This is a genomic window from Actinomadura formosensis, assembly GCF_050948385.1.
Lineage (GTDB): Bacteria > Actinomycetota > Actinomycetes > Streptosporangiales > Streptosporangiaceae > Spirillospora > Spirillospora formosensis.
Map to the genome: position 1 here is coordinate 224,630 of NZ_CP192011.1, position 19,808 is coordinate 244,437.

General features: G+C 71.1%; 21 protein-coding genes. 5 read left to right on the forward strand and 16 right to left on the reverse strand.

Annotated elements, in window-relative coordinates:
* Window positions 1-163: 163 nt before the first annotated feature.
* Genes ACQP1N_RS01070 through purD form a run of 3 tightly spaced genes read right to left on the reverse strand, consistent with a single transcriptional unit; the run spans window position 164 to window position 3,557 of the window.
* Window positions 164-946: an MOSC domain-containing protein gene (locus ACQP1N_RS01070; protein WP_433228594.1), complete on the reverse strand. Its 783-nt coding sequence runs from the start codon at window positions 944-946 to the stop codon at window positions 164-166.
* A 25-nt stretch (window positions 947-971) separates the two neighbouring features.
* The gene (gene purB / locus ACQP1N_RS01075) at window positions 972-2,282 is read right to left on the reverse strand and encodes an adenylosuccinate lyase (RefSeq protein ID WP_433228596.1); all 1,311 of its coding nucleotides are present in this window, start codon (window positions 2,280-2,282) and stop codon (window positions 972-974) included.
* 15 nt (window positions 2,283-2,297) lie between these two features.
* Window positions 2,298-3,557, reverse strand: a complete 1,260-nt coding sequence (gene purD, locus ACQP1N_RS01080) for a phosphoribosylamine--glycine ligase (protein ID WP_433228597.1) — start codon at window positions 3,555-3,557, stop codon at window positions 2,298-2,300.
* Between the two features lie 368 nt (window positions 3,558-3,925).
* Here purD and ACQP1N_RS01085 point away from each other — a divergent pair, with 368 nt between their 5' ends.
* Window positions 3,926-5,011, forward strand: a complete 1,086-nt coding sequence (locus ACQP1N_RS01085; RefSeq protein ID WP_067793950.1) for a magnesium and cobalt transport protein CorA — start codon at window positions 3,926-3,928, stop codon at window positions 5,009-5,011.
* Between the two features lie 60 nt (window positions 5,012-5,071).
* Here the strand turns inward: ACQP1N_RS01085 and ACQP1N_RS01090 are convergent, their stop codons facing one another.
* The 4 genes from ACQP1N_RS01090 to ACQP1N_RS01105 form a co-directional block, all read right to left on the reverse strand.
* The gene (locus ACQP1N_RS01090) at window positions 5,072-5,986 is read right to left on the reverse strand and encodes a hypothetical protein (protein WP_433228599.1); all 915 of its coding nucleotides are present in this window, start codon (window positions 5,984-5,986) and stop codon (window positions 5,072-5,074) included.
* Window positions 5,987-6,087: 101 nt separating this feature from the next.
* Window positions 6,088-6,864 (reverse strand): Crp/Fnr family transcriptional regulator, encoded by a 777-nt coding sequence (locus tag ACQP1N_RS01095; RefSeq protein WP_067793952.1) that lies wholly within the window; start codon window positions 6,862-6,864, stop codon window positions 6,088-6,090.
* Between the two features lie 5 nt (window positions 6,865-6,869).
* A complete protein-coding gene (locus ACQP1N_RS01100) occupies window positions 6,870-8,798 on the reverse strand; it encodes a heavy metal translocating P-type ATPase (protein WP_433228601.1) in 1,929 nt (642 codons plus the stop codon).
* Window positions 8,799-8,885: 87 nt separating this feature from the next.
* Window positions 8,886-9,122 (reverse strand): heavy-metal-associated domain-containing protein, encoded by a 237-nt coding sequence (locus ACQP1N_RS01105; RefSeq protein WP_067793954.1) that lies wholly within the window; start codon window positions 9,120-9,122, stop codon window positions 8,886-8,888.
* Window positions 9,123-9,368: 246 nt separating this feature from the next.
* Between ACQP1N_RS01105 and ACQP1N_RS01110 the strand changes: the two genes are divergently transcribed.
* Complete coding sequence (locus tag ACQP1N_RS01110) at window positions 9,369-10,025, forward strand: hemerythrin domain-containing protein (RefSeq protein ID WP_067793955.1); 657 nt, start codon at window positions 9,369-9,371, stop codon at window positions 10,023-10,025.
* A gap of 96 nt (window positions 10,026-10,121) precedes the next feature.
* On the opposite strand, the gene ACQP1N_RS01115 is transcribed toward ACQP1N_RS01110, so the two are convergent.
* From ACQP1N_RS01115 to fbaA, 6 genes are all read right to left on the reverse strand, one after another.
* Window positions 10,122-10,997: a glycerophosphodiester phosphodiesterase family protein gene (locus tag ACQP1N_RS01115; RefSeq protein ID WP_433228603.1), complete on the reverse strand. Its 876-nt coding sequence runs from the start codon at window positions 10,995-10,997 to the stop codon at window positions 10,122-10,124.
* A gap of 44 nt (window positions 10,998-11,041) precedes the next feature.
* Window positions 11,042-12,325 carry an adenylosuccinate synthase gene (locus tag ACQP1N_RS01120; protein ID WP_433228605.1) on the reverse strand — a complete coding sequence of 428 codons (1,284 nt, stop codon included), beginning with the start codon at window positions 12,323-12,325 and terminating at the stop codon, window positions 11,042-11,044.
* A gap of 172 nt (window positions 12,326-12,497) precedes the next feature.
* Window positions 12,498-12,917, reverse strand: a complete 420-nt coding sequence (locus ACQP1N_RS01125; RefSeq protein WP_067793957.1) for a DUF3151 domain-containing protein — start codon at window positions 12,915-12,917, stop codon at window positions 12,498-12,500.
* A gap of 40 nt (window positions 12,918-12,957) precedes the next feature.
* Window positions 12,958-13,482, reverse strand: coding sequence for an N-acetyltransferase family protein (locus ACQP1N_RS01130; RefSeq protein ID WP_433228607.1), 525 nt, complete (start codon window positions 13,480-13,482; stop codon window positions 12,958-12,960).
* A 48-nt stretch (window positions 13,483-13,530) separates the two neighbouring features.
* Window positions 13,531-13,980, reverse strand: coding sequence for a winged helix-turn-helix transcriptional regulator (locus ACQP1N_RS01135; protein ID WP_067793959.1), 450 nt, complete (start codon window positions 13,978-13,980; stop codon window positions 13,531-13,533).
* An 81-nt stretch (window positions 13,981-14,061) separates the two neighbouring features.
* Window positions 14,062-15,081, reverse strand: a complete 1,020-nt coding sequence (gene fbaA / locus ACQP1N_RS01140; RefSeq protein ID WP_067793960.1) for a class II fructose-bisphosphate aldolase — start codon at window positions 15,079-15,081, stop codon at window positions 14,062-14,064.
* A gap of 169 nt (window positions 15,082-15,250) precedes the next feature.
* Here fbaA and ACQP1N_RS01145 point away from each other — a divergent pair, with 169 nt between their 5' ends.
* Window positions 15,251-15,976 carry a DedA family protein gene (locus ACQP1N_RS01145; RefSeq protein ID WP_067793961.1) on the forward strand — a complete coding sequence of 242 codons (726 nt, stop codon included), beginning with the start codon at window positions 15,251-15,253 and terminating at the stop codon, window positions 15,974-15,976.
* Between the two features lie 72 nt (window positions 15,977-16,048).
* Complete coding sequence (locus tag ACQP1N_RS01150; RefSeq protein WP_242608549.1) at window positions 16,049-16,450, forward strand: RodZ domain-containing protein; 402 nt, start codon at window positions 16,049-16,051, stop codon at window positions 16,448-16,450.
* 11 nt (window positions 16,451-16,461) lie between these two features.
* Here the strand turns inward: ACQP1N_RS01150 and pyrE are convergent, their stop codons facing one another.
* Window positions 16,462-16,998, reverse strand: a complete 537-nt coding sequence (gene pyrE / locus ACQP1N_RS01155; RefSeq protein WP_067793963.1) for an orotate phosphoribosyltransferase — start codon at window positions 16,996-16,998, stop codon at window positions 16,462-16,464.
* Between the two features lie 57 nt (window positions 16,999-17,055).
* Between pyrE and ACQP1N_RS01160 the strand changes: the two genes are divergently transcribed.
* Entirely contained in the window at window positions 17,056-17,580 is a 525-nt protein-coding gene (locus tag ACQP1N_RS01160) for a hypothetical protein (protein WP_067793964.1), read from the forward strand.
* A 128-nt stretch (window positions 17,581-17,708) separates the two neighbouring features.
* Here ACQP1N_RS01160 and ACQP1N_RS01165 read toward each other — a convergent pair whose 3' ends face one another.
* Together ACQP1N_RS01165 and ACQP1N_RS01170 are read right to left on the reverse strand one after the other, a co-directional pair.
* Window positions 17,709-18,356, reverse strand: coding sequence for a tetratricopeptide repeat protein (locus ACQP1N_RS01165; protein ID WP_242608548.1), 648 nt, complete (start codon window positions 18,354-18,356; stop codon window positions 17,709-17,711).
* 80 nt (window positions 18,357-18,436) lie between these two features.
* Complete coding sequence (locus tag ACQP1N_RS01170) at window positions 18,437-19,735, reverse strand: NYN domain-containing protein (RefSeq protein WP_433228609.1); 1,299 nt, start codon at window positions 19,733-19,735, stop codon at window positions 18,437-18,439.
* Between the last annotated feature and the right edge of the window lie 73 nt (window positions 19,736-19,808).

The following is a 19,808-nucleotide window of genomic DNA, read 5'->3' on the forward strand; positions in this document are numbered from 1 at the left end:
AGTCTGCATGGTGAGACCTCCGCAACACGCCAAAAGTTCGCACTCCCCAGGAAATTTCCCAAGGTGAGCCTAGGGGCGGCGACCTTCCGCAGGGGCGACTATCGTGATCATTTAGGTGAATCGCCTGGCCGCCGTCATCGGCCGGGAGGGCGGCGCCGGGGAGTCAGCGAGGTTCGAGGACCTCGATCGGGTCGCCGACCGTGAGGGCGCCCAGAACGCGCGGTACGGCGTTGTAGCCGAACTGGACGCCGCCGTCCCGGTTGCGGTAGCCGGCGAGCGTCCGCAGCGGCTCACGGCCGCGCTCAGCGGTCTCCTGGTCGGTGGTCGTGATGACGCACCGGGCGCACGACTTGACCATCTCGATGACGGCCCCGCCGACGCGCAGGAGGCGCACGTCGTCCTCGCCGTAAGGGCCGAGGCCCTCGATGACGATGCTCGGACGGAACCGGTTCATCGGGAGCGGCTCGTCCAGGCGCGTGTTGAGATCGGCCAGGGATTCGGCGGAGATGACCAGCAGCGGGTACCCGTCGGCGAACATCAGCTCCCCGCCGCCCCGTGACGTGGGCCGGTGACCGGTGAAGCGGACGAGGCGGCAGTCGGTGCCGAACAGGTCCGAGAACCAGGCCGCGGCCTCATCGCCCTGGTCGATGCCCTGGCACTCCTTCCGGTGGACGGTCACGTCCAGAACCTCACCGTCGTCCATGGCCTTGTGGACGAGCGGTGAGGTTTCGGGAGCGTCCACTGTGAGGACCTCGCCGTCATAGGACGGACGCAACAGCGCCATCTGCGCGAGTTCCCGCTGGGACAGGAGACGACCCTTGGGGGTGATCAGCATGAACTCCCGGTCGAACGGCAGACCCCTGGCGGTCAGTTCGGCGCTGCGCAGCGTGGTTCCGCCGCCGCTCTTGAGCGGATAGGCGTTCAGCTCGGTCACGGTCCCCTTCAAGGGCCCCTCCTGTCGGTTCCTGCTCTCAGCCGAGAGTGGCCAACCGGTCGAAGACCGGGTCCAGGCGTTCGACGAAGCGCTCGGGACGGCACACCTCGTCCAGGCGCTTCTCGTCCAGTTTCAGGCCCGCCTCGGCGGCGTGCCTGCGGAGCGTCTCGCGGAAGGGCGTCCCGCTCTCCCACGTCTCCATCGCGGCCTTCTGGACGAGCGGGTACGCCTCGTCGTCGCGGGACATGCCCGCCTCGACCAGTTCCAGGAGCACGGTGGAGGTGTAGATGAGCCCGCCGGTCGACTCCAGGTTCGCCTTCATCCGCGCCTCGTCCACGACAAGCCCGGACATGAGGCGGTTCGTCAGGTTCAGCATGTAGTCGAGCGCGATGGACGCGTCCGGCAGCGCGATCCGCTCGGTGGACGAGTGCGAGATGTCGCGCTCGTGCCACAGCGGAATGCCCTCCAGAACCGGGACGATCTGGGCGCGGACGATCCGGGCCATCCCGGCGAGCCGCTCAGAGATGATCGGGTTCTTCTTGTGCGGCATCGCCGACGAGCCCTTCTGCCCCTTCCCGAAGGGCTCCCACAGCTCGCGGACCTCGGTGCGCTGCCCGTGCCGGACCTCCAGCGCGATCGCCTCGCACACCGTCGCCATGATCGCCAGCGCGGACACCCACTCGCTGATGCCGTCGCGCATCACGACCTGCGTCGACACGTCGGCCGACCGCAGCCCCAGCTTCCGCGCCACGTGCAGCTCGACCGCCGGGTCGATGTTGGAGTACGTCCCGACCGCGCCGGAGATCGCCATCACCCCGACGGCCTCGCGGGCGCGCCGCAGCCGGTCCCGGGAGCGGGCCATCGCGAACGCGAAGTCGGCGACGCGGTGCCCCCACACGTCCGGTTCGCCGTGGATGCCGTGCGTCCGCCCGACCCGCAGCGTCGCCCGGTGCGCGAGCGCGTGGTCGCGCAGCGTCGCGACCAGCGTGTCGGCCTTCTCCAGCAGGATGTCGGTGGCCTCGACGAGCTGCAGCGCGAGCGCGGTGTCCAGCAGGTCGGACGACGTCATGCCGAAATGGACGTACCGGGCGGCCTCCCGCGGCTCGGTGTTGTCCGCCCACGCCGACAGGAAGGCGATCACGTCATGCTGGGTGACCGCCTCGATCTCGTGCACCGCCTCGGGCGTCGGCGGCGGCGCCTTGCGCACCGGCTCCACCACCTCCGGCGGGATCGTGCCGGCCTCGGCGTGGGCCTCGACGACGAGGACCTCCAACTGGCACCACAGCTCGTACTTGTGCGCGTCGCTCCAGACGCGCCCCATCTCCGGAAGTGTGTACCGCTCAATCACCCGACAATTGTCGCATTACCCAGGGTCGATGACGCTGGCGGCCTTGAGTGCGATGTCCCCCCGGTGGTGGGAGCCGCGGAGGGCGATCTTGGAGACGGCCGCGTAGGCGGTGGCGCGGGCGGCGGCGAGGTCGGGGCCGGTCCCGACGACGTTCAGGACACGCCCACCGTTCGCGACGAGACGTCCCTCCCCGCCGAGCTTCGTGCCCGCGTGCAGGACGTACGCGCCGGGCACCCTGGCGGCCTCGCCCAGCCCGGTGATCTCGTCGCCCTTCACGGGGGCGGCCGGATAGCCCTCGGCGGCCACGACGACGGTGACGGCCGCGCCCGGATGCCATTCGGGACGGAACGCGGGGTCGAGCCCGCCGATCGCGCACGCCTGCAGGAGCGTGGCGATCGGGGTCGCCAGCCGGTCCAGGACGACCTGGGTCTCGGGATCGCCGAAGCGCGCGTTGAACTCCACCACGCGCACCCCCCTGGACGTCAGCGCCAGCCCCGCGTACAGGACGCCCACGTACGGCGTCTCGCGGCGGCGCAGCTCGTCCACGGCGGGCTGGACGACCGTGGACATGACCTCGTCCACAAGGTCCGGTGGCGCCCAGGGAAGCGGCGTGTAGGCGCCCATCCCACCCGTGTTGGGGCCCTCGTCACCGTCGTAGGCGCGCTTGAAGTCCTGGGCGGGCAGCAGCGGGACGGCGTGCTGCCCGTCGCACAGCGCGAACAGGGAGACCTCGGGGCCGTCCAGGAACTCCTCGATCACGACGCGGGCGCAGGCGGCGGCGTGCCGGGAGGCGATCGCGCGGTCCTCGGTGACGACGACGCCCTTGCCGGCCGCGAGACCGTCGTCCTTCACCACGTAGGGCGGGCCGAACGCGTCCAGCGCCGCCTCGACCTGCGCGGACGTCTCACAGACCCGCGCCGCGGCGGTGGGCACCCCGGCCTCCGCCATGATCTCCTTCGCGAACGCCTTGGACGCCTCGATCCGGGCGGCGGCGCGGTCCGGGCCGAAACACGGGATGCCCGCCCTGCGCAGGGCGTCGCCGACCCCCGCCACCAGCACCGCCTCCGGGCCGACGACGACGAGCTCGATCCGCAGCCGTGCGGCCAGCTCGGTCACCGCCGTCGGATCGCACGGGTCGAGCTGGTGGTTGTCCGCGATCTCGGCCGTGCCCGGATTGCCCGGGGCGCAGTGGAGAGCGGTGACGGCAGGGTCGCGGTGCAGGGCGCGGGCGAGCGCATGCTCGCGGCCACCCGATCCAAGGACGAGTACTCGCACGTCATGCGAGCTTACAGATCCCGCCTCGGGGTAGGTCCGGCATAGTCCCCGCCCTAACGGGCGTTGAGGCCGGTGAGGTGACCATCACATTGGGGCCGGTGAACCTTGCCGTTATGGACGGCGTCCTAAATAGCGGCTGGTAAGCTGCCACGGGCTTGACCGCCCGGTGTCGAGGTGTGTGAAAGGAGGTGGTCGGGATGAGTCCTGGTGATACTTGCAGTTCGCCAGAAAACCCTCACAGTCCGCACAGGACTGTTCTTCCGTCCGCCTCCGTCTGGCGTCCGGCCGTCGCCCTCGCGCGCTCCCTTAGCTGACCAGCCTGGGTCGAGCGCGCGCTCGGTGCGTGGCCGGCGGGTTAGGAGCACCTCATGGCCATGACACGAGTCCGTCCGGGCCGCGCGCTGTTCAAGACACGCGGCCGCCCCACGAGCGTGCAGCCGCCGAACCGCCATTCCGCCGTCATCGACTGGGCCGCCTACATCGACGGGCACCGCGTCTCCACCGCCACCGTCGCCGACGCCGTCCGCCTCGTCCGCGACGGCCGCCTCATTCCCGACGGCGACAGCGCCGGCTTCGTCTGGGTCGGCCTCCACGAGCCGTCCGCCGCCGAACTCGCCGACATCGCCGAGGTCTTCGGCCTGCACCCGCTCGCCGTCGAGGACGCCATCCACGCCCACCAGCGGCCCAAGCTGGAGCGCTACGACGACGTCCACTTCGTCGTCATGAAGACCGTCGGGTACGTGCCGAGCGAGCCGGGCGGCCCCGAGGTCGTGGTCACCGGCGAGGTCATGCTCTTCTGCGGGCCCGACTTCGTCGTCACCGTCCGGCACGGCACCCACGGCGCGCTCGGCGCCGTCCGGTGCGACCTGGAGAAGGACCCGGCCCGCCTCGCGCTCGGCCCCGCCGCCGTCCTGCACGCCGTCGCCGACCGCGTCGTGGACGGCTACGTCTGCGTCGCCGCCGCCGTCATGGAGGACATCGACGAGGTCGAAGAGGCCGTCTTCTCCCCGGAGCGCACCGACGAGTCCCGCCGCATCTACCGGCTCAAGCGCGAGGTCATCCAGCTCAAGCGCGCCGTGGGCCCGCTCGCCGGCCCGCTGCGCAACCTCTCCGGCCGCCGCTTCGTCCCCGCCGAGATAAAGGAGTACCTCCGCGACGTCGAGGACCACCTCACCCGCGTCCGCGAGCAGGTCGAGTCCTACGACGAACTCCTCAACCCCATCCTCCAGGCGCACATGACCCAGGTCACCGTCGCCGACAACAAGGACATGCGCAAGATCTCCGCCTGGGGCGCCATCTTCATGGTCCCCACCGCCATAGCGGGGGTCTACGGCATGAACTTCAAGCACATGCCCGAAACCCAGTGGCACTACGGCTACCCCATGATCCTCGGCGTCATCACCCTGGCGTGCCTGGCTCTGTACAGAGGCTTCCGCCGCAACGGCTGGCTGTAGCCCCGCCACCGGCGGCGGCGGGGCTGTGCGGCCCTGCTCAAAGACGGCGACGCTCGTAGATCAGTCGAAGAGGTCACCGGCCGAGGCGGCGGTCACGGCACGGCGGAGCCAGGTGTCGAGCTGCTCGAGGTCGGTGCATCCGATGATGCGGGCGTGGATCTCGTCGGTCACCTCGATGCCGCGGCTGTCCAGCACGGTCAGGAGCGCCCTGGCCTCGCCTTCGGCCTCGCCTTTGGCCCTGCCCTCGGCCTCGCCCTTGGCCCTGCCCTCGGCCTCGCCCTTGGCCCTGCCCTCGGCCTCGGCCCTGCGGAAGTAGTCGCTCTTGTACTCGCGTTGCTTGGTCTGCATCATCGCCTCCAGAAGCTGCCCGGCCGCTCGGGGAAGCATTGCCAGCAGTTCGTCAATATATCCCTGGGCCTCGTCGGTATCGGTGTGGTGGAACGCGTCGAACATGGCGGCGAAGATCTTCTCCGCGGTCGGTTCGGTGCCGTGCACCAGCGCCGACAGCACCGTCAGCTCCACGTTCTCCGCCGCCTCGCCCGGGTCGATGATCACCGGGATCTCGTCCGGACCCAGGACCAGCGGCGTGACCACCAGGCCCGGATGTCCCATCCGGATCGGAACCCGGGCCTGCCGTGCGACACCCCGGTCGGGACAGATCACCAGCAGGGCCACCGGGCACCGCCGGCGGCCCCAGAGCGCCCCCAGATAGGCCGGCCAGCTCCAGCGCTTGTCCTTGACCGGGCCGCGCTGCACCTCCACGATCAGCGCCAGCGCCGTCTCGTCGCCGGCCAGCAGGCTGACCACCGAGTCGGCGCGGTACTCCGTCGGCTTGTGCTCGTTCAGCCCCCCGGACTCGATGCGGGCCCGCTCGAAATCCGGAATCTCCGGATGCACCAGGCGCAGCAGGTCCGCCGCTAACAGTGGTCGTTCCTGGATCAGGTCGAGCCAGATCTCGTGTTCTCGTGTCGGCACGTTCACACACTAAGGGTGGTCGATCATGCGCATACAGCAAACGACGATAAGGGAGGGATGTCCCGGTTGCCCTGGCCGCCGGGCCGGACCGGCGATCGCCGTCAGTTTCGGTCTTTCGCTGGGCGGGCGTCCGCATCGGCCAGCCGGGCGAGGCGGTCCCGGTCGATGATCGAGGTCCATCGGCGGCCGGTCTCGATGACGCCTTCCTTGCGCAGCCGGCTCATGGCCCTGCTGACCGACTCCGTCGTGCTGCCGGTCATCGCGGCCAGGTCGCTGCGGGTCAGTGGCAGTTGCAACAGGACGGCGCCGCGCCTGGGTTCGCCGAGCCGGTCGGCCAAGGTCAGGAGGGTCGCCGCGACCCGCTGCTCGACCGTGCCGCCCGACAGCCGCCGCAGGGCCTGCCGCGTCTCCTCCAGGCGGTGCCCGAGGTAGTCCACCACCGCGAGCGCGACGCTGGGGTGCCGGTGCAGGACGGCGCGGAAGTCGTCCGCGGAGATGGACAGCGCGCACGCGACCGTGAGCGCCTCGGCGGTGTCGGTGAACTCCGGCTCGCCGAGCGTGGTCAGCGTTCCGAACAGGCCCCCCGGCGTGACGATGTCGACCAGCACGTCCTGCCCGTCCGGTGTCGGGCGGACCAGCTTGACCCGGCCGCTGGCCAGTACGAACAGGTGGTCGGCATGAGCGCCGGCATGGTAGATCCGCTCGCCCTCGGCGTACCCGCGGACCCGCATGCGGGCTTCGATGGCGGCGATCTCGGCGACGCCCAGCCCGGTGAAGAACCGGGCGTGCGACAGCACCTTCAGCCGCATCGGCCGCGGGCAGTCGTGCGGGGCGGCGCAGGGGCGCCGCAGCGGCGTGGTCCGGCGATCCTTCCCCATGTCCCTCACCTGCTCCCCGCGGTGGCGGGCCGCACCTCACCGGCTGCGGTACACGCCCGGTGGGCTTCCACGGTACGCGGCCGTATCCGCAGCAGCCGCATGCCATTGACGATCACGACCAGCACCGAGGCCTGATGCACGAACATCCCGATCGCCATGGTCACCCCGCCCAGCAGTACGCCGCTCAGCAACACGGCCACCGTGACCAGCGCGATGGCCGCGTTCTGGCGGAGGTTGCGCACGGTCAGCCGAGACAGCCTGATCGCCTCCGGCAACCGCATCAGGTTGTCGCTCATCAGCGCCAGATCGGCGGTCTCAAGTGCGACGTCGCTTCCGGCGGCGCCCATCGCGATCCCGACGTCCGCGGTGGCCAGGGCGGGTGCGTCGTTGACCCCGTCACCCACCATCGCGACGACCTGCCCCTCGGCCTGCAACGCCCGGACCGCCGCAAGCTTGTCCTCCGGCAGCAGACCGGCCCGTACCTCCGCGACACCGGTGGTCGCGGCGACGGCTCGGGCGACGCGCGCATCGTCGCCGGTCAGCATGACCACCCGCCGCACACCCGCGTCGCGCAGTTCCCGGACCATCGCGGCGGCGTCGGCCCGTACCTCGTCGGCCATGGCGATGACGCCGAGCACCGCCCCGTCGAGGGCGACCGCCATGGGGGTGCGGCCGGCCTCGGCGAATCCGGCCACCGTGGCCCGCGTCCAGGGATCCGCCACGATCCCCGACTCGGCGAGCAGGCCGAGCGAGCCGACCACGATCCGGTGCGTACCGGAACGGGCCTGCACGCCCTTGCCCGGGTGCGGTACGACCTGGTCGGGCAGCGGTGGCGCCGGCAGACCCGCCTCCCGGGCGGCTTCCAGCACCGGCCGTGCCAGCGGGTGCTCCGAGCCCGCCTCGGCCAGCGCGGCCCAGCCGAGCAGGTCGTGTTGCGTGGTGCCCGGCACCGGCACCAGGTCGGTCAGCCGGGGCCGTCCTCGGGTCAGCGTGCCGGTCTTGTCCAGCGCCACGGCCGTCACCCTCGCCGCGGTCTCCAGGTGCTCACCGCCTTTGATCAGGATGCCGGACCGGGCGGCCCGGCCGATGCCGGCCACGATCGACACCGGCATCGAGATCACCAGCGCGCCGGGGCAGCTGATGACCAGCAGGGTCAGGGCCATCACGACATCTTCGGTCAGCAGCCCGGCGACGGCGGCGAGCACCATGATCCCCGGGGTGTACCAGCGGGAGAACCGTTCGATGAACCGCTGTGCCCGCGCCTTCTCCTCCTGCGCCTCCTCGACCCGGTGGACGACGCGCGCCAGCGTGGTGTCGGCGCCCACACCGGTCGCCCGGACCCGGATGAAGCCGCCCCGGCTGACCGTGCCGGCGAAGACCTTCGCGCCGGCGCCCTTGTCCGCCGGGATCGACTCCCCGGTGATGCCCGCCTCGTCCACGACGGCCCGCCCGTCGATGACCTCGCCGTCCACGGGCACCTTGGCGCCGTTCTTGACCAGCACGGTCTCGCCGACACCGACCTGGTCGGCGGCGACCTGTACCTGCTCGCCGTCCCTGACCACCACCGCCACGGCGGGGGCCAGATCGAGCAGTTCGGCCAGCGCCCGCCGGGTGCGGCCCAGCGTGCTCGCCTCCAGGGCCCCGCCGACCGCGAACAGGAAGGTCACCGCCGCGGCCTCCCAGAACTCGCCGATGACCAGCGCCCCGACCGAGGCCGTGGTGACCAGCAGTTCGATGCCGATCGTGCGGTGGCCGAGGGAGCGCGCCGCCCGTACGGCGATGGGGCCGCCCGCCACCAGCGAGGCCGCCACCATCAGGGCCCTGCCGGTGTCCGGGTCCACCGTCCGCTCGACTATCGGGGCCGCGACGATCAGCAGTCCGCTGACGGCGGAGGCGGCCCACCGGTGGCGGACCGCCCGGCGTGCTCCCCGCAACACCTGTGAGGCCGGCGGTCGCGACGTGAACGTGGAGATCGACTCTCCTGCGAGTTGTGACGGTCGCCCGGTCAACGGATCATCCGCTCAGAAGGCGGACGGGACGGCGCGATAGCCGGCCTCGCCGACGGCCGTGACCAGCGTGTCGACGGACGCGACCCGCGGGTCGTGGTCGATCTCGATCCTGCCGGTGGTGAAGTGCACCTTGGCGGCGGTGACGCCCGGCGTGCGGAGCAGCCGCTTCTCGATCTTCGCGACGCACGAGGGGCAGCTGAATTCGCCGCTGCGCAGCAGCGTCCGTCGTGTGCTGGTCTGAGCGCTCATGACGCGTCCCTTCCCGGTTCTTCGATCGGCCGCGGAACCTGTGATCCAGGTCGGCGCCGTCGACGGTAGGGAAGCGCGCCGGGAACGAACATGACGCGCGTCAAGCTGCCGCGTATTCACCCGGACACCCCCCCGGAATTCGGCTGATGAGCGGTTGATTGACGCACGTCATGGTGGGTGCGTCCGCGGCTTCCTAGCTTCCTCGTCGAGGATCGGCCACCGGCCGTGTGCACAGGGAGATGGGACATGAAAAAGGTACGTTCACGGTTCGTCATCGGGACCTCCGGGATCGCGGCGCTCGCGTTGGCGGGGGGTGCCTACCTGATCAGCGACGGGAACGCCGGGAAGACCGAGGGGAAGGCCGAGGGGCGGCAGGTGGCCGCCACCGAACACGCGGGCCGGACCGAGCCGGTCACCCAGCCGCTGCGGGACGAGCACAAGGAACTGCTGCCCCACATCGAGGAGCTGCGCGCCGCCGGCGACGCCGTCGGCAACGCGCAGTGGAAGGAACTGCGGACCAAGACCACCGCGGCCCACGAGTTCCTGGCCGGGCATCTGGTGCCGCACGCGCAGGCCGAGGACAAGGTGCTGTACGCGGAGATCGACCGGTTGCTCGGCAACGTGCCGGTGACCGCGACGATGCGCCGCGACCACGTGGAGGTCGTGAAGCTGACCGATGAACTGGAAGCCCTGAACAAGCAGCTCACGCAGCCGCCGAGCGCGCAGGCCCAGCGGGAGCTGCGCCGCGTGCTCTACGGCTCCTACACGCTGGTCAAACTGCACTTCGCCAAGGAGGAGGAGGTCTATCTGCCCCTCCTCGACCAGCGCCTCACCGCCGAACAGGCGCAGCAACTGTTCGACCGAATGGAACAGGAGGGCGACCACGGCGGCGGGCACGAGTAGGCGAGGACGCGGCTGAGAGAACGGCCGGGCACGCCGGGGCGCCCCGGCCGGACCTCGGCGCGGGCCGCCCCGGCTGAGCGCACTCTTCCCGCGCGGCTAGGGCAGGTGGGCGGCCGGGATGCGCGGGGACGGCCGGGGAAGGCCGTGGGACGCCAGAATCCGGTGCAGGCGGTCGGGGTAGTCGGTGACCACCGCGTCCACGCCGTAGCCGATGAAGCGGGTCATGTCCTCCGGGGTGTTGACCGTCCAGACGGCGACCGGGAGGGCGAAGGCGTGGGCCTCCTCGACGAGGGCGGGGGTGGTGATGGCGTGTTCGGGCGAGAGGATCGTCGCGCCGGCGGCCAGCGCGGCGGTCACCGGGTTCTCCGGTGAGCGACCCGCCGGCCAGGCCGTGCCGGGGACGAGGGTCGCGCGTTCGATCAGGGCGACCCGGTCGAACAGCGGATAGTGGCGCCGGGCCTCGGCCAGGACGCGCCAGTCGAAGGCCAGGAGGCGGGCTCTCCGGGTCAGCCCGTGGGACGCCAGGACGTCCACCACGGCGGCCGTGAAGAGTTCGACCTCCTCGTCCGTCCAGGAGGGGTCGGTCTTGAGTTCGACGGCGAGTTTCACGTCCGAGGGGGCGAGCAGGGCGCACGCCTCGGCCAGCGTGGGGATCCGGGCGCCGGGCACGGGCGCCCGGTGGCCGAGGCCCGCGTCCACCGTGCGGATCTGGGCGAGCGTCAGCTCACGGATCGCCTTGCCCACGTAGGGGAAATCGGGGTCGTCGGGTTGGGCCGGGCCGGTGTCGGTGAGGTTCACCGGCGACAGGACCTGATCGTGGTTCAGGACGACCGTGCCGTCGGAGGTGAGGCCCACATCCAGTTCGATCACGTCGACGCCGAGGCCGAGGGCGTGGGCGAAACCGGGAAGGGTGTTCTCCGGACGGAGGCCGCGCGCGCCCCGGTGTCCGTGCACCTCGACGGTAGGGATCACCGCACGCACGCTACCGCCCGTGACCGGCCGCGCGGTGAACGATGTCAGACAAGGGAGCGAAGTGAGAGCGTCTGGTCGCGGCCGGGGCCGACGCCGATGGCGGAGATCTGCGCGCCGGACATCTCCTCCAGCGCCCGGACGTACGCCTGCGCGTTGTGCGGCAGGTCCTCGAACGTCTTGGCGCCGGTGATGTCCTCCTGCCAGCCGTCCAGGTACTCAAGGACGGGCTTGGCGTGGTGGAATTCGGTCTGCGTCGTGGGCAGCTCGCCCATCCGCTCGCCGTCGACCTCGTAGGCGACGCACACCGGGACCCGCTCCAGCCCGGACAGGACGTCCAGCTTGGTGAGGAAGTAGTCCGTGATGCCGTTGACGCGGGTGGCGTAGCGGGCGATGACCGCGTCGAACCAGCCGCAGCGCCGGTCGCGTCCCGTGGTGACGCCGTACTCGCCGCCGGTCTTGCGCAGGTACTCGCCCTGCTCGTCCAGCAGTTCGGTGGGGAACGGCCCGGAGCCCACGCGGGTCGTGTACGCCTTCAGGATGCCGATCACGCGGTTGATCTTCGTGGGGCCGATGCCGGAGCCCGCGCACGCGCCGCCGGCGGTGGGGCTGGACGACGTCACGAACGGGTAGGTGCCGTGGTCGATGTCCAGCAGCGTGCCCTGGGCGCCCTCCAGCAGAACGACCTTGCCGTCGTCCAGCGCCTTGTTGAGCACCAGCGTGGTGTCGGCGATGAACGGCTTCAGGCGTTCGCCGTAGGTCACGTACTCCTGGACGATCGGGCCCGTCTCGATGCGGCGCCGGTTGTAGACCTTCGTCAGGACCTGGTTCTTCTCGCGCAGCGCCAGGTCGAGCTTCTGGGTGAGGATGTTCGGGTCGAACAGGTCCTGGACGCGGATGCCCATCCGGTTGATCTTGTCGGCGTAGGTGGGGCCGATGCCGCGCCCGGTGGTGCCGATCCGGGCCTTGCCGAGGTAGCGCTCGGTGACCTTGTCGAGGGCTCGGTGGTGCGGCATGATCAGATGCGCGTTCGCCGAGATCAGCAGCCGCTCGCACGAGATGCCGCGCTCCCGCAGGCCGTCGATCTCCTGCAGCAGGACGGCCGGGTCGATCACCACGCCGTTGCCGATGACCGGGATGACGTCGGGCGACAGCACCCCGGACGGCAGCAGGTGCAGCGCGTAGCTCTTGTCGCCGATGACCACGGTGTGGCCGGCGTTGTTGCCGCCCTGGTAGCGGACGACGTAGTCGACCTCTCCGCCGAGCAGGTCTGTTGCCTTGCCCTTGCCCTCATCCCCCCACTGGGCACCGACAAGAACGATGGCAGGCATGCCATTTCCCTTCCCACGACGAAGGCCCCGGTCGCCGCAAGGGCGAAGGGGCCTCTTGCGATCAAAGCGTACCCGCCTCCGCGAGCGGAGGAAAACCGCAGGTATGTTCTGAACTTTGCACGCAATCGCGACGCTTGAGGTTGCGTGGCGACTCATGCTCCCTGGTACGCGGTCAGTTCGCCAGTGCGTCGGCCGCGGCGGGGCTGCTGTCGCGGAGGAACGCCCTGCAGCGTTCGGCCTCCTCGTCCTCGCCGATCGCGGCGGCGGCGCGGCCGAGGGCGTGCAGGGCGCGCAGGAAGCCGCGGTTGGCCTCGTGCTCCCACGGGATGGGCCCATGCCCCTTCCAGCCGGCCCGGCGCAACTGGTCCAGGCCGCGGTGGTAGCCGGTGCGGGCGAACGCGTAGGAATCGATGACGCTGCCGCCCGCGAAGGCGCGGTCGGCCAGTTCCGCCCACGCGGCCGGGTAGTCCGGGTGGCGTGCGGCGACCTCGAACGGATCGACGCCGTTCTCCAGGGCCGTCCGGGCCTCGCTGTTGTCCGGCAGTTCGGTCGGAGGAGGGCCGCCGAGCAGGTTCTGGGTCATGCGGGTCATCGTAGGCGGGCTTGTCCGATCCCCGGCAACCCGGCCGAGGTCAGGCTCCGGACAGGACGGGGATGGGGAGGGGCAGGGTGAAGTGGGCCGCGCCGCCGTCGCGGGTGGAGCGGGCGGCGGGCCAGCCGTGCCGGACGAACAGCAGGGCCCCGTGGTTGGTGAGGACGATGTCGGCGTCGAACTCGGTGATGCCGCGCCGTCCGGCGAGTTGGGACAGGTAGGCGATCAGAACGCTGCCGAGGCCGCGACGCTGCCACGGGTCGGTGACGAGGACGGCGACCTCGGCGCGCCCGGGGCGTTTCGGGTCGCGGACGTATTCGGCGATGCCGACGAGCTCGTCGCCGTCCAGCCCGACCATGGCCTCGCGGTCCCAGTGGTCGAGGCGGTCGAGCAGGCCGACGTAGTACTCGGGGATGCGGGGCGTCCCGGAGAAGAAGCGCGTGTAGAGGCTGGCGGCCGACAGCCGGTCCGACATCCGGCGCAGGCGGTCCCGGTCGGCGGAGCCGTACGGGCGGATCCGGATGTCGTCGATATGGGCGGCGCTGCGCATATCGAGTTGTGTCATGCAACTCATTGGACCGCAGAAGGTTGTGTGAAGCAACTCATAAAGGAGTCAGGCGCCGGGGCCGGGGCGCGGTTCCACATCGGCCGGGCCGAGGGGCGCGCCGCAGGAATCGCAGGTGAGCCGGGGTGTCAGCGTCCCGTCGCAGCCCCGGTGACCGATGATCAGAGGCGGCCCTTCGGGCGCGTAATGGCGGTCGCCCCACATCAGCAGGGTCATGACCGCCGGCCACAGTTCGACGCCCTTGCGGGTGAGGCGGTACTCGAAGCGCTCCGGGCGCCGCTGGTACGGGACGCGCCGCATGATGCCCTCGGCGCACAGCCGGTTCAGGCGGTCGGTGAGGACGTTGCGGGCCACGCCGAGGGCGTCCTGGAAGTCGTCGAAGCGCCGCACGCCCTGGAAGGCGCTGCGGATCACCAGCATCGTCCACCGGTCGCCGACGACCTCCAGCGAGCGGGCGACCGAACAGTTCTGCGACTCGTAAGTGCGGGGCAGTGCCACGTCTCCGACCCTACCCGGGTTTCATGAAAAAACCCGGCCCCGGGGACGGCGTTCCCCGGGGCCGGTCGCGGCGGGCCGCCGCTAGAGCTTCTTGCCGGCGGACCGGAGGTTCTCGGCGGCCTCGACGATGCGGGCGGCCATCGCGGCCTCGGCGGCCTTGCCCCACGAGCGCGGGTCGTACTGCTTCTTGTTGCCGACCTCGCCGTCCACCTTCAGGACGCCGTCGTAGTTGCGGAACATGTGGTCCGCGACCGGACGGGTGAACGCGTACTGGGTGTCGGTGTCGATGTTCATCTTGATGACGCCGTAGGAGACGGCCTCGCGGATCTCCTCCAGCGTGGAGCCGGAGCCGCCGTGGAACACCAGGTCGAACGGCTTGTCCTTGCCGTGCTTGGCGCCGACCGCGTCCTGGATCTCCTTGAGCACCTCGGGACGCAGCTTGACCGAGCCCGGCTTGTAGACGCCGTGCACGTTGCCGAACGTCGCGGCCAGGATGTAGCGGCCCTTCTCGCCCACGCCGACGGCCTCGGCGGTCGCGAGCGCGTCACCCGGCGTCGTGTACAGCTTCTCGTTGATCTCGTTGGCGACGCCGTCCTCCTCGCCGCCGACGACGCCGATCTCCATCTCCATGATGATCCGGGCCTTGGCGCACTCGTCCAGCAGCTCGGCGGCGATCTCCAGGTTCTCGGTCAGCTCGACGGCGGACCCGTCCCACATGTGCGACTGGAACAGCGGCTCCTCGCCGCGCGCCACCCGCTCCTGGGAGATCTTGATCAGCGGACGCATGAAGCCGTCCAGCTTGTCCTTCGGGCAGTGGTCGGTGTGCAGGGCGATGTTCACCGGGTACTTGGCGGCCACGACCCGGGCGTACTCGGCGAGCGCGGTCGCACCCGTGACCATGTCCTTCACGGTGGAGCCGGACAGGTACTCGGCTCCACCGGTGGACACCTGCACGATCCCGTCGCTCTCGGCCTCCGCGAAGCCGCGCAGCGCGGCGTTCAGCGTCTGGCTGGACGTCACGTTGATCGCGGGGAAGGCGAAGCCGTCCTGCTTCGCACGGTCGAGCATCTCCGCGTAGACCTCGGGCGTTGCGATGGGCATTGTCAGCGTCCTTTCATACGCAGCGGTGCCGCCGGGCGACTGGGCCGGGCGGTGGCTCCCCGGTCCGGTACCCAGGGGAGTGCCCAGGTCACGCGGTTTCCGGGTCGGGCATGCCGTCCACCACCAGTATCCCGCGTATGCGGAGTGAGATGAAAGGTACGCTCGCCGTGTGGATCTCACGACCCTTCCTCTAAGCATCACCGAGTGGCTGCACCCGACCGCGTGGCTGCAGCTCTTCGGCACGTTCGCGACGATCGGCGTGCTCGCCATCATCTTCGCGGAGACCGGACTGCTGTTCGGCTGCATCCTCCCGGGCGACTCGCTGCTCTTCACGGCGGGGATCCTCACGGCGGTCTCGACCGTCAACGGGCAGGAGTTCCAGCCCCTGTCGCTGCCCTGGCTGCTCATCGGCGGCCCGATCGCGGCGATCGCCGGCGCCCAGCTCGGACACCTCCTCGGCGCCAGATACGGCCGCAAGCTGTTCGACCGGCCGGACTCCCGCATCTTCAAGCAGGAGTGGGTGGAGAAGGCCGAGTACTACTTCAACCGCTTCGGCCCCGCCAAGGCGGTGGTGCTGGCCCGGTTCATCCCGATCGTCCGGACGTTCCTGAACCCGCTCGCCGGGATGCTCGGCATGGACCCGCGCAAATTCTTCGTCTGGAACGCCATCGGCGGCATCGTCTGGACGGACGCGCTGTTCCTGCTGGGCCACTTCCTCGGTTCCGAGGTGCCCGACGTGGAGCGGTACATCCTTCCCGGCGTCGCGGTCATCCTGATTCTCTCCGTGATCCCGATCATCCGGGAGGTGATGAAGGGCCGTAAATCGGACCGTGGTCCGAATAAGAATGGTCCCGAAGAGTCACGTCCGTCGCTCAGCGGCGACAGTTATCGCTAACCTCCCCATGTGGGACGTCATCGGTCGGACCCTAGGGGTCTCGCGCGCATACTGATCGCGGCATTGGCCGTGGTGGCCGCCTTGGCCCTCCTCGTCGTGGGCGGCATGGCTCTGGTCAACGCGATCTCGGGCGAACCCGAAAAGAAGGGGCCTGCGACGCTCGCCTCCCCGTCGGGCGGCGGCAGGGCGTCCCCGAGCGAGAGCAGCGCCAAGACCTCGCCCTCGGTCGCCGTGCCGCTGGTGATCCGCGTGACCGGCCAGCCCACGACCGTGGTCGTGCGCGTCGCGGACGCCGGCGGCAAGGTGCTCACCAACGGAACGCTCAACACCGGGGAGACACTCCAGTACAAGGAGTCGCCCCTCCAGGTCGCCGCCGGCAACGGCGGCTCCCTGAAGGTCGTCATCTACGGCGAGGTGCAGCCGCAGAAGCCCGCCGGGCTGCGCGCCCAGTGGTTCGTGAAGGCCAAGAGCTGACCGAGTCCCGCTCAGTCCAGGCCCAGATCCGCCACGTCGTACGGGTGGCGGTAGACGAGCCCCTCCTCGGCGATCCGGGCGGCCGCGCCGCGCTCCAGGATCGTCGCGACCGCCACGACCTCCGCGCCCGCCTCCCGCAGCGCCTCCACCGCCGTGAGGACGGACCCGCCCGTCGTGGAGGTGTCCTCGACGGCGAGGACACGACGGCCCTCGACGTCCGGGCCCTCGATCCGCCGTTGCAGCCCGTGCGCCTTGCCCGCCTTGCGGACGACGAACGCGTCCAGTGTCCGCCCGCGCGCCGCCGCCGCGTGCAGCATCGCCGTCGCCACCGGGTCGGCGCCGAGCGTGAGCCCGCCGACGGCGTCGTAGTCGAGGTCGGCGGTCTCGTCCAGCATGACCCGCCCCACCAGCGGCGCCGCGGCCCCGTCCAGCGTCACCCGGCGCAGGTCCACATACCAGGACGCCCGCTTGCCCGACGACAGCACGAAGTCGCCGTGCACCACGGCCTTGTCCTTGATCTTCTGCAGCAGCTCGTCACGATCGCTCACGCTCAGAGCCTATTGACCCGGTGCGCGTGTCCCGTCGCCGCCGTGTAGGTTCGCGGCGTGACACCCGGAAGCGTCGTCCTGCTGCACGCCCCGAACACCACCGCGGACTCCTGGGGCGAGCTGCCCCGGATGCTCCGCTCGTACGGCCTGGACGTGCTGGCGCCGGACGTCCCGGACGAGACCGGTACCCGCTACATCGCCCGCGCCTCGCTGGCCATCACCGCGAACGACCCCGCCGCGCCGCTCGTCCTCGTCGCGCGCGGCGCCGCCGGCCCGCTCCTGCCGGGCATCGCCCTCGCCCAGCGCGCCGCCCACCGTCCCATCGGCGGCTTCGTGTTCGTCGACGCCGACCTGCCGCGCCGCGGCGGACATGACCACGCCGCCCCGCAGAACGACCTCCCCATGGCCCCAGATTGGCCGGAGGCGCCCTGCGGCTACCTCCGCACACATCCGGACGGTGCCGCCTCGTCCGAGCGCGATGAGGCCGTCAGAGAGGCTCGCCTACGCGGCTGGCCCGTCGCCGAACACGAACCCCCCGCGCCCGTAGCCCAATCCCTGCACGAACTGATCACCCACCTGTAGCCCCTCAGCCACCCCCCGCGCGCATGCCCGGCGCCCCAGCGGCGCCATGCGCACCCGTCACAGTCCCGACAGCGTGAGAACAGCCCCTCGGCCGTGACGGGGGTTCCAGGGGGCGCCCCCTGGGTTGGCTACGCGTTCTTGAGGAGGTCGTCCAGGAGGGCGTCGTAGTCGTCCTCGCTGCGGCCCAGGTCGACTCGGGCGCGGTAGCGCAGGCGGAGGAGGGCCTCCAGGCTGTCTTCGGCGATGGCGACGTCGTCCGGGCCCGGAGTGAGGGAGTCGGCGTCAGGGGACGGGGCCTCGTCGGGGCCGCCGCCCATGCCGGTGCCGACGGCACGGTCACGGAGGGCGAGGACGACGTCGGCGCCGCTGGTCGCCCATTCGTGCGCGCCGGTCGCGTCGCCCTGGGCGTACAGCACCTCGGCGACGGCGCGGTACACCTCGGGGTCACGGGGACGGTCGGCGCGGATCTGCTCGACGAGCGCGCGGGCCTCGTCGGCGCGGCCCAGCTCGAACAGCGCGTCGGCGAGATAGGCGCGCGGGTCGCCGTAGGTTTCGCCGCCGTCCTCCATGGCCTGGCGGTACAAATCAGCCGCCTTGGCGTGATCGCCTGCGTGCTGCCACTGCTCACCGGCGCGCAGCAGGACGTTGGCGCGTGACACCCCACCGGAGACCGAGTCGGCCAGCTCGGACAGCCGGCGGGCCGCCGAGATGTGATCGCCGGTGCGCAGGGTGTCGAACTCCAGGTCGTCGAGATCGTCTTCCGTCACGTGCGTCACGCTTCAACGCTACCCGGCGGCGTGCGGCCGAAGCGGGCGAATCCCCGATGATCGTGGGATACCGCCGGGTGCCTGCCGGTTCACCTGCGGGAACGTTCGAGTGCGTCCCAGAAACCGCGGCGCAGCGCGTGTCGCACCTCGTCGTGCAGGAGGAAGTCGATGGGCAGTGAGGAGCCCTGCAGCAGCCGCGCCTCCAGGTCGGACGGCATGCGCGGTTTGCGGGCGAGGACGGCCTCCAGCCACAGCGCGGGCGCGTCCCGGGCGACGGATTCGCCGAAGTCCTGGCCCTCCTGGTGGGCGGACTTGACGGCGTCCGACAGCGTCGGGGTCTGCTGCGCCGGGACGGGTGACACCTGCTGCGGGCCGGTGTAGGGGCCCTGCTGGCCGCCGTGCCGGCCGCCCTGCTGTGACGGCAGCGTCTGCGGGGGGGACGGCGGGGACGGCGCCGGGACGGGCGACGAGCCGTACTGCGGCCCGGGGAGCGGCGGCAGCGGCGGTGTGGAGGAGGGCGCCTGTGCGGAGGAGGGGATGGGCTGGAGCGGGGGCTGCCGGCCGCCGGTGCCGTAGGACGATCCGGCGAGCCCGCCGCCGGTGCCGCCGGGCAGCGGCATCGGCCCGGTGCTCATCCCGGGGCCGGCCGAACCGGTGCTCATCCCGCCGGTCATGGCCGGGCCGAGGTCGCGGACGGACGACGGCGGCGGCCCGCTGACCGGGGACGCGGGCGGCGGTCCGCCGTGCGAGGTCGTCTGGAGCGGGCCGAGCGCGCCGCCGTGGCCGTTGGCGCTTCCGTGCCCGTTGGACAGGGGGCTCAGCCCGGTCGAGGAACCGGACGTCCCGTCCATGCCGGTGAGGAGGTTGACGTAGGGACGCAGTTGGCTGGAGTTGACCTCGATGAGGTCGTCGCACTCCTGCCGCAGCGTCCGGGAGATCGCCCGGTCGCCGTCGGCGGCGATGTGCAGGACCGTGACGCGGACGCCGAGGTCCTGGGCGTCGGTGACGACCTGCGCGAGGTCCTCGTCGCCGCTGATCAGGACGGCGTCGGCGAGCACGCCGTTGCGGGCCAGGGCCATGAGGTCGCGGTGGATCTCGGTGTCGACGCCCTCGCGGCGGCCGGGACGGGCGCGGCCGAGCCGCAGCTTGAGGCCGGGCAGGTCGGCGAGCGCGTCGTGCTCGGGCGACCGGCGGCCCTCGATCGTCGCCTCGTACCAGTAGCAGCGCAGCAGCGGCAGGCCGGTGCGGTCCTTGGCGAGGTCGCCGAGCAGTTTCAGGAGGCCGCCGAAGTCCCACGAGACCGTCTCGCGATGGCGCGTGCCGTGCACAGCCATGGCACCGTCCGCCAGCAGGTAGCCGGCGTCTACGAACAGCGCGCAGCGGTCCATGCGGCACCGTCCTTCCTCAATACGGGAGCTCACAGCGTGCCCACTCGGCGTAGCGGCACCGGGCGCCTATAGC

What these genes read in the sequence shown, in the direction of transcription:
- ACQP1N_RS01110 (WP_067793955.1), top strand. Translation starts at nt 9,369, where the DNA reads ATGAAAAAGGTACGTTCACGGTTCGTCATCGGGACCTCCGGGATCGCG.
- ACQP1N_RS01105 (WP_067793954.1), bottom strand. Translation starts at nt 9,122, where the DNA reads ATGAGCGCTCAGACCAGCACACGACGGACGCTGCTGCGCAGCGGCGAA.
- ACQP1N_RS01095 (WP_067793952.1), bottom strand. Translation starts at nt 6,864, where the DNA reads ATGGGGAAGGATCGCCGGACCACGCCGCTGCGGCGCCCCTGCGCCGCC.
- ACQP1N_RS01120 (WP_433228605.1), bottom strand. Translation starts at nt 12,325, where the DNA reads ATGCCTGCCATCGTTCTTGTCGGTGCCCAGTGGGGGGATGAGGGCAAG.
- ACQP1N_RS01130 (WP_433228607.1), bottom strand. Translation starts at nt 13,482, where the DNA reads ATGACACAACTCGATATGCGCAGCGCCGCCCATATCGACGACATCCGG.
- ACQP1N_RS01085 (WP_067793950.1), top strand. Translation starts at nt 3,926, where the DNA reads ATGGCCATGACACGAGTCCGTCCGGGCCGCGCGCTGTTCAAGACACGC.
- ACQP1N_RS01125 (WP_067793957.1), bottom strand. Translation starts at nt 12,917, where the DNA reads ATGACCCGCATGACCCAGAACCTGCTCGGCGGCCCTCCTCCGACCGAA.
- fbaA (WP_067793960.1), bottom strand. Translation starts at nt 15,081, where the DNA reads ATGCCCATCGCAACGCCCGAGGTCTACGCGGAGATGCTCGACCGTGCG.
- ACQP1N_RS01170 (WP_433228609.1), bottom strand. Translation starts at nt 19,735, where the DNA reads ATGGACCGCTGCGCGCTGTTCGTAGACGCCGGCTACCTGCTGGCGGAC.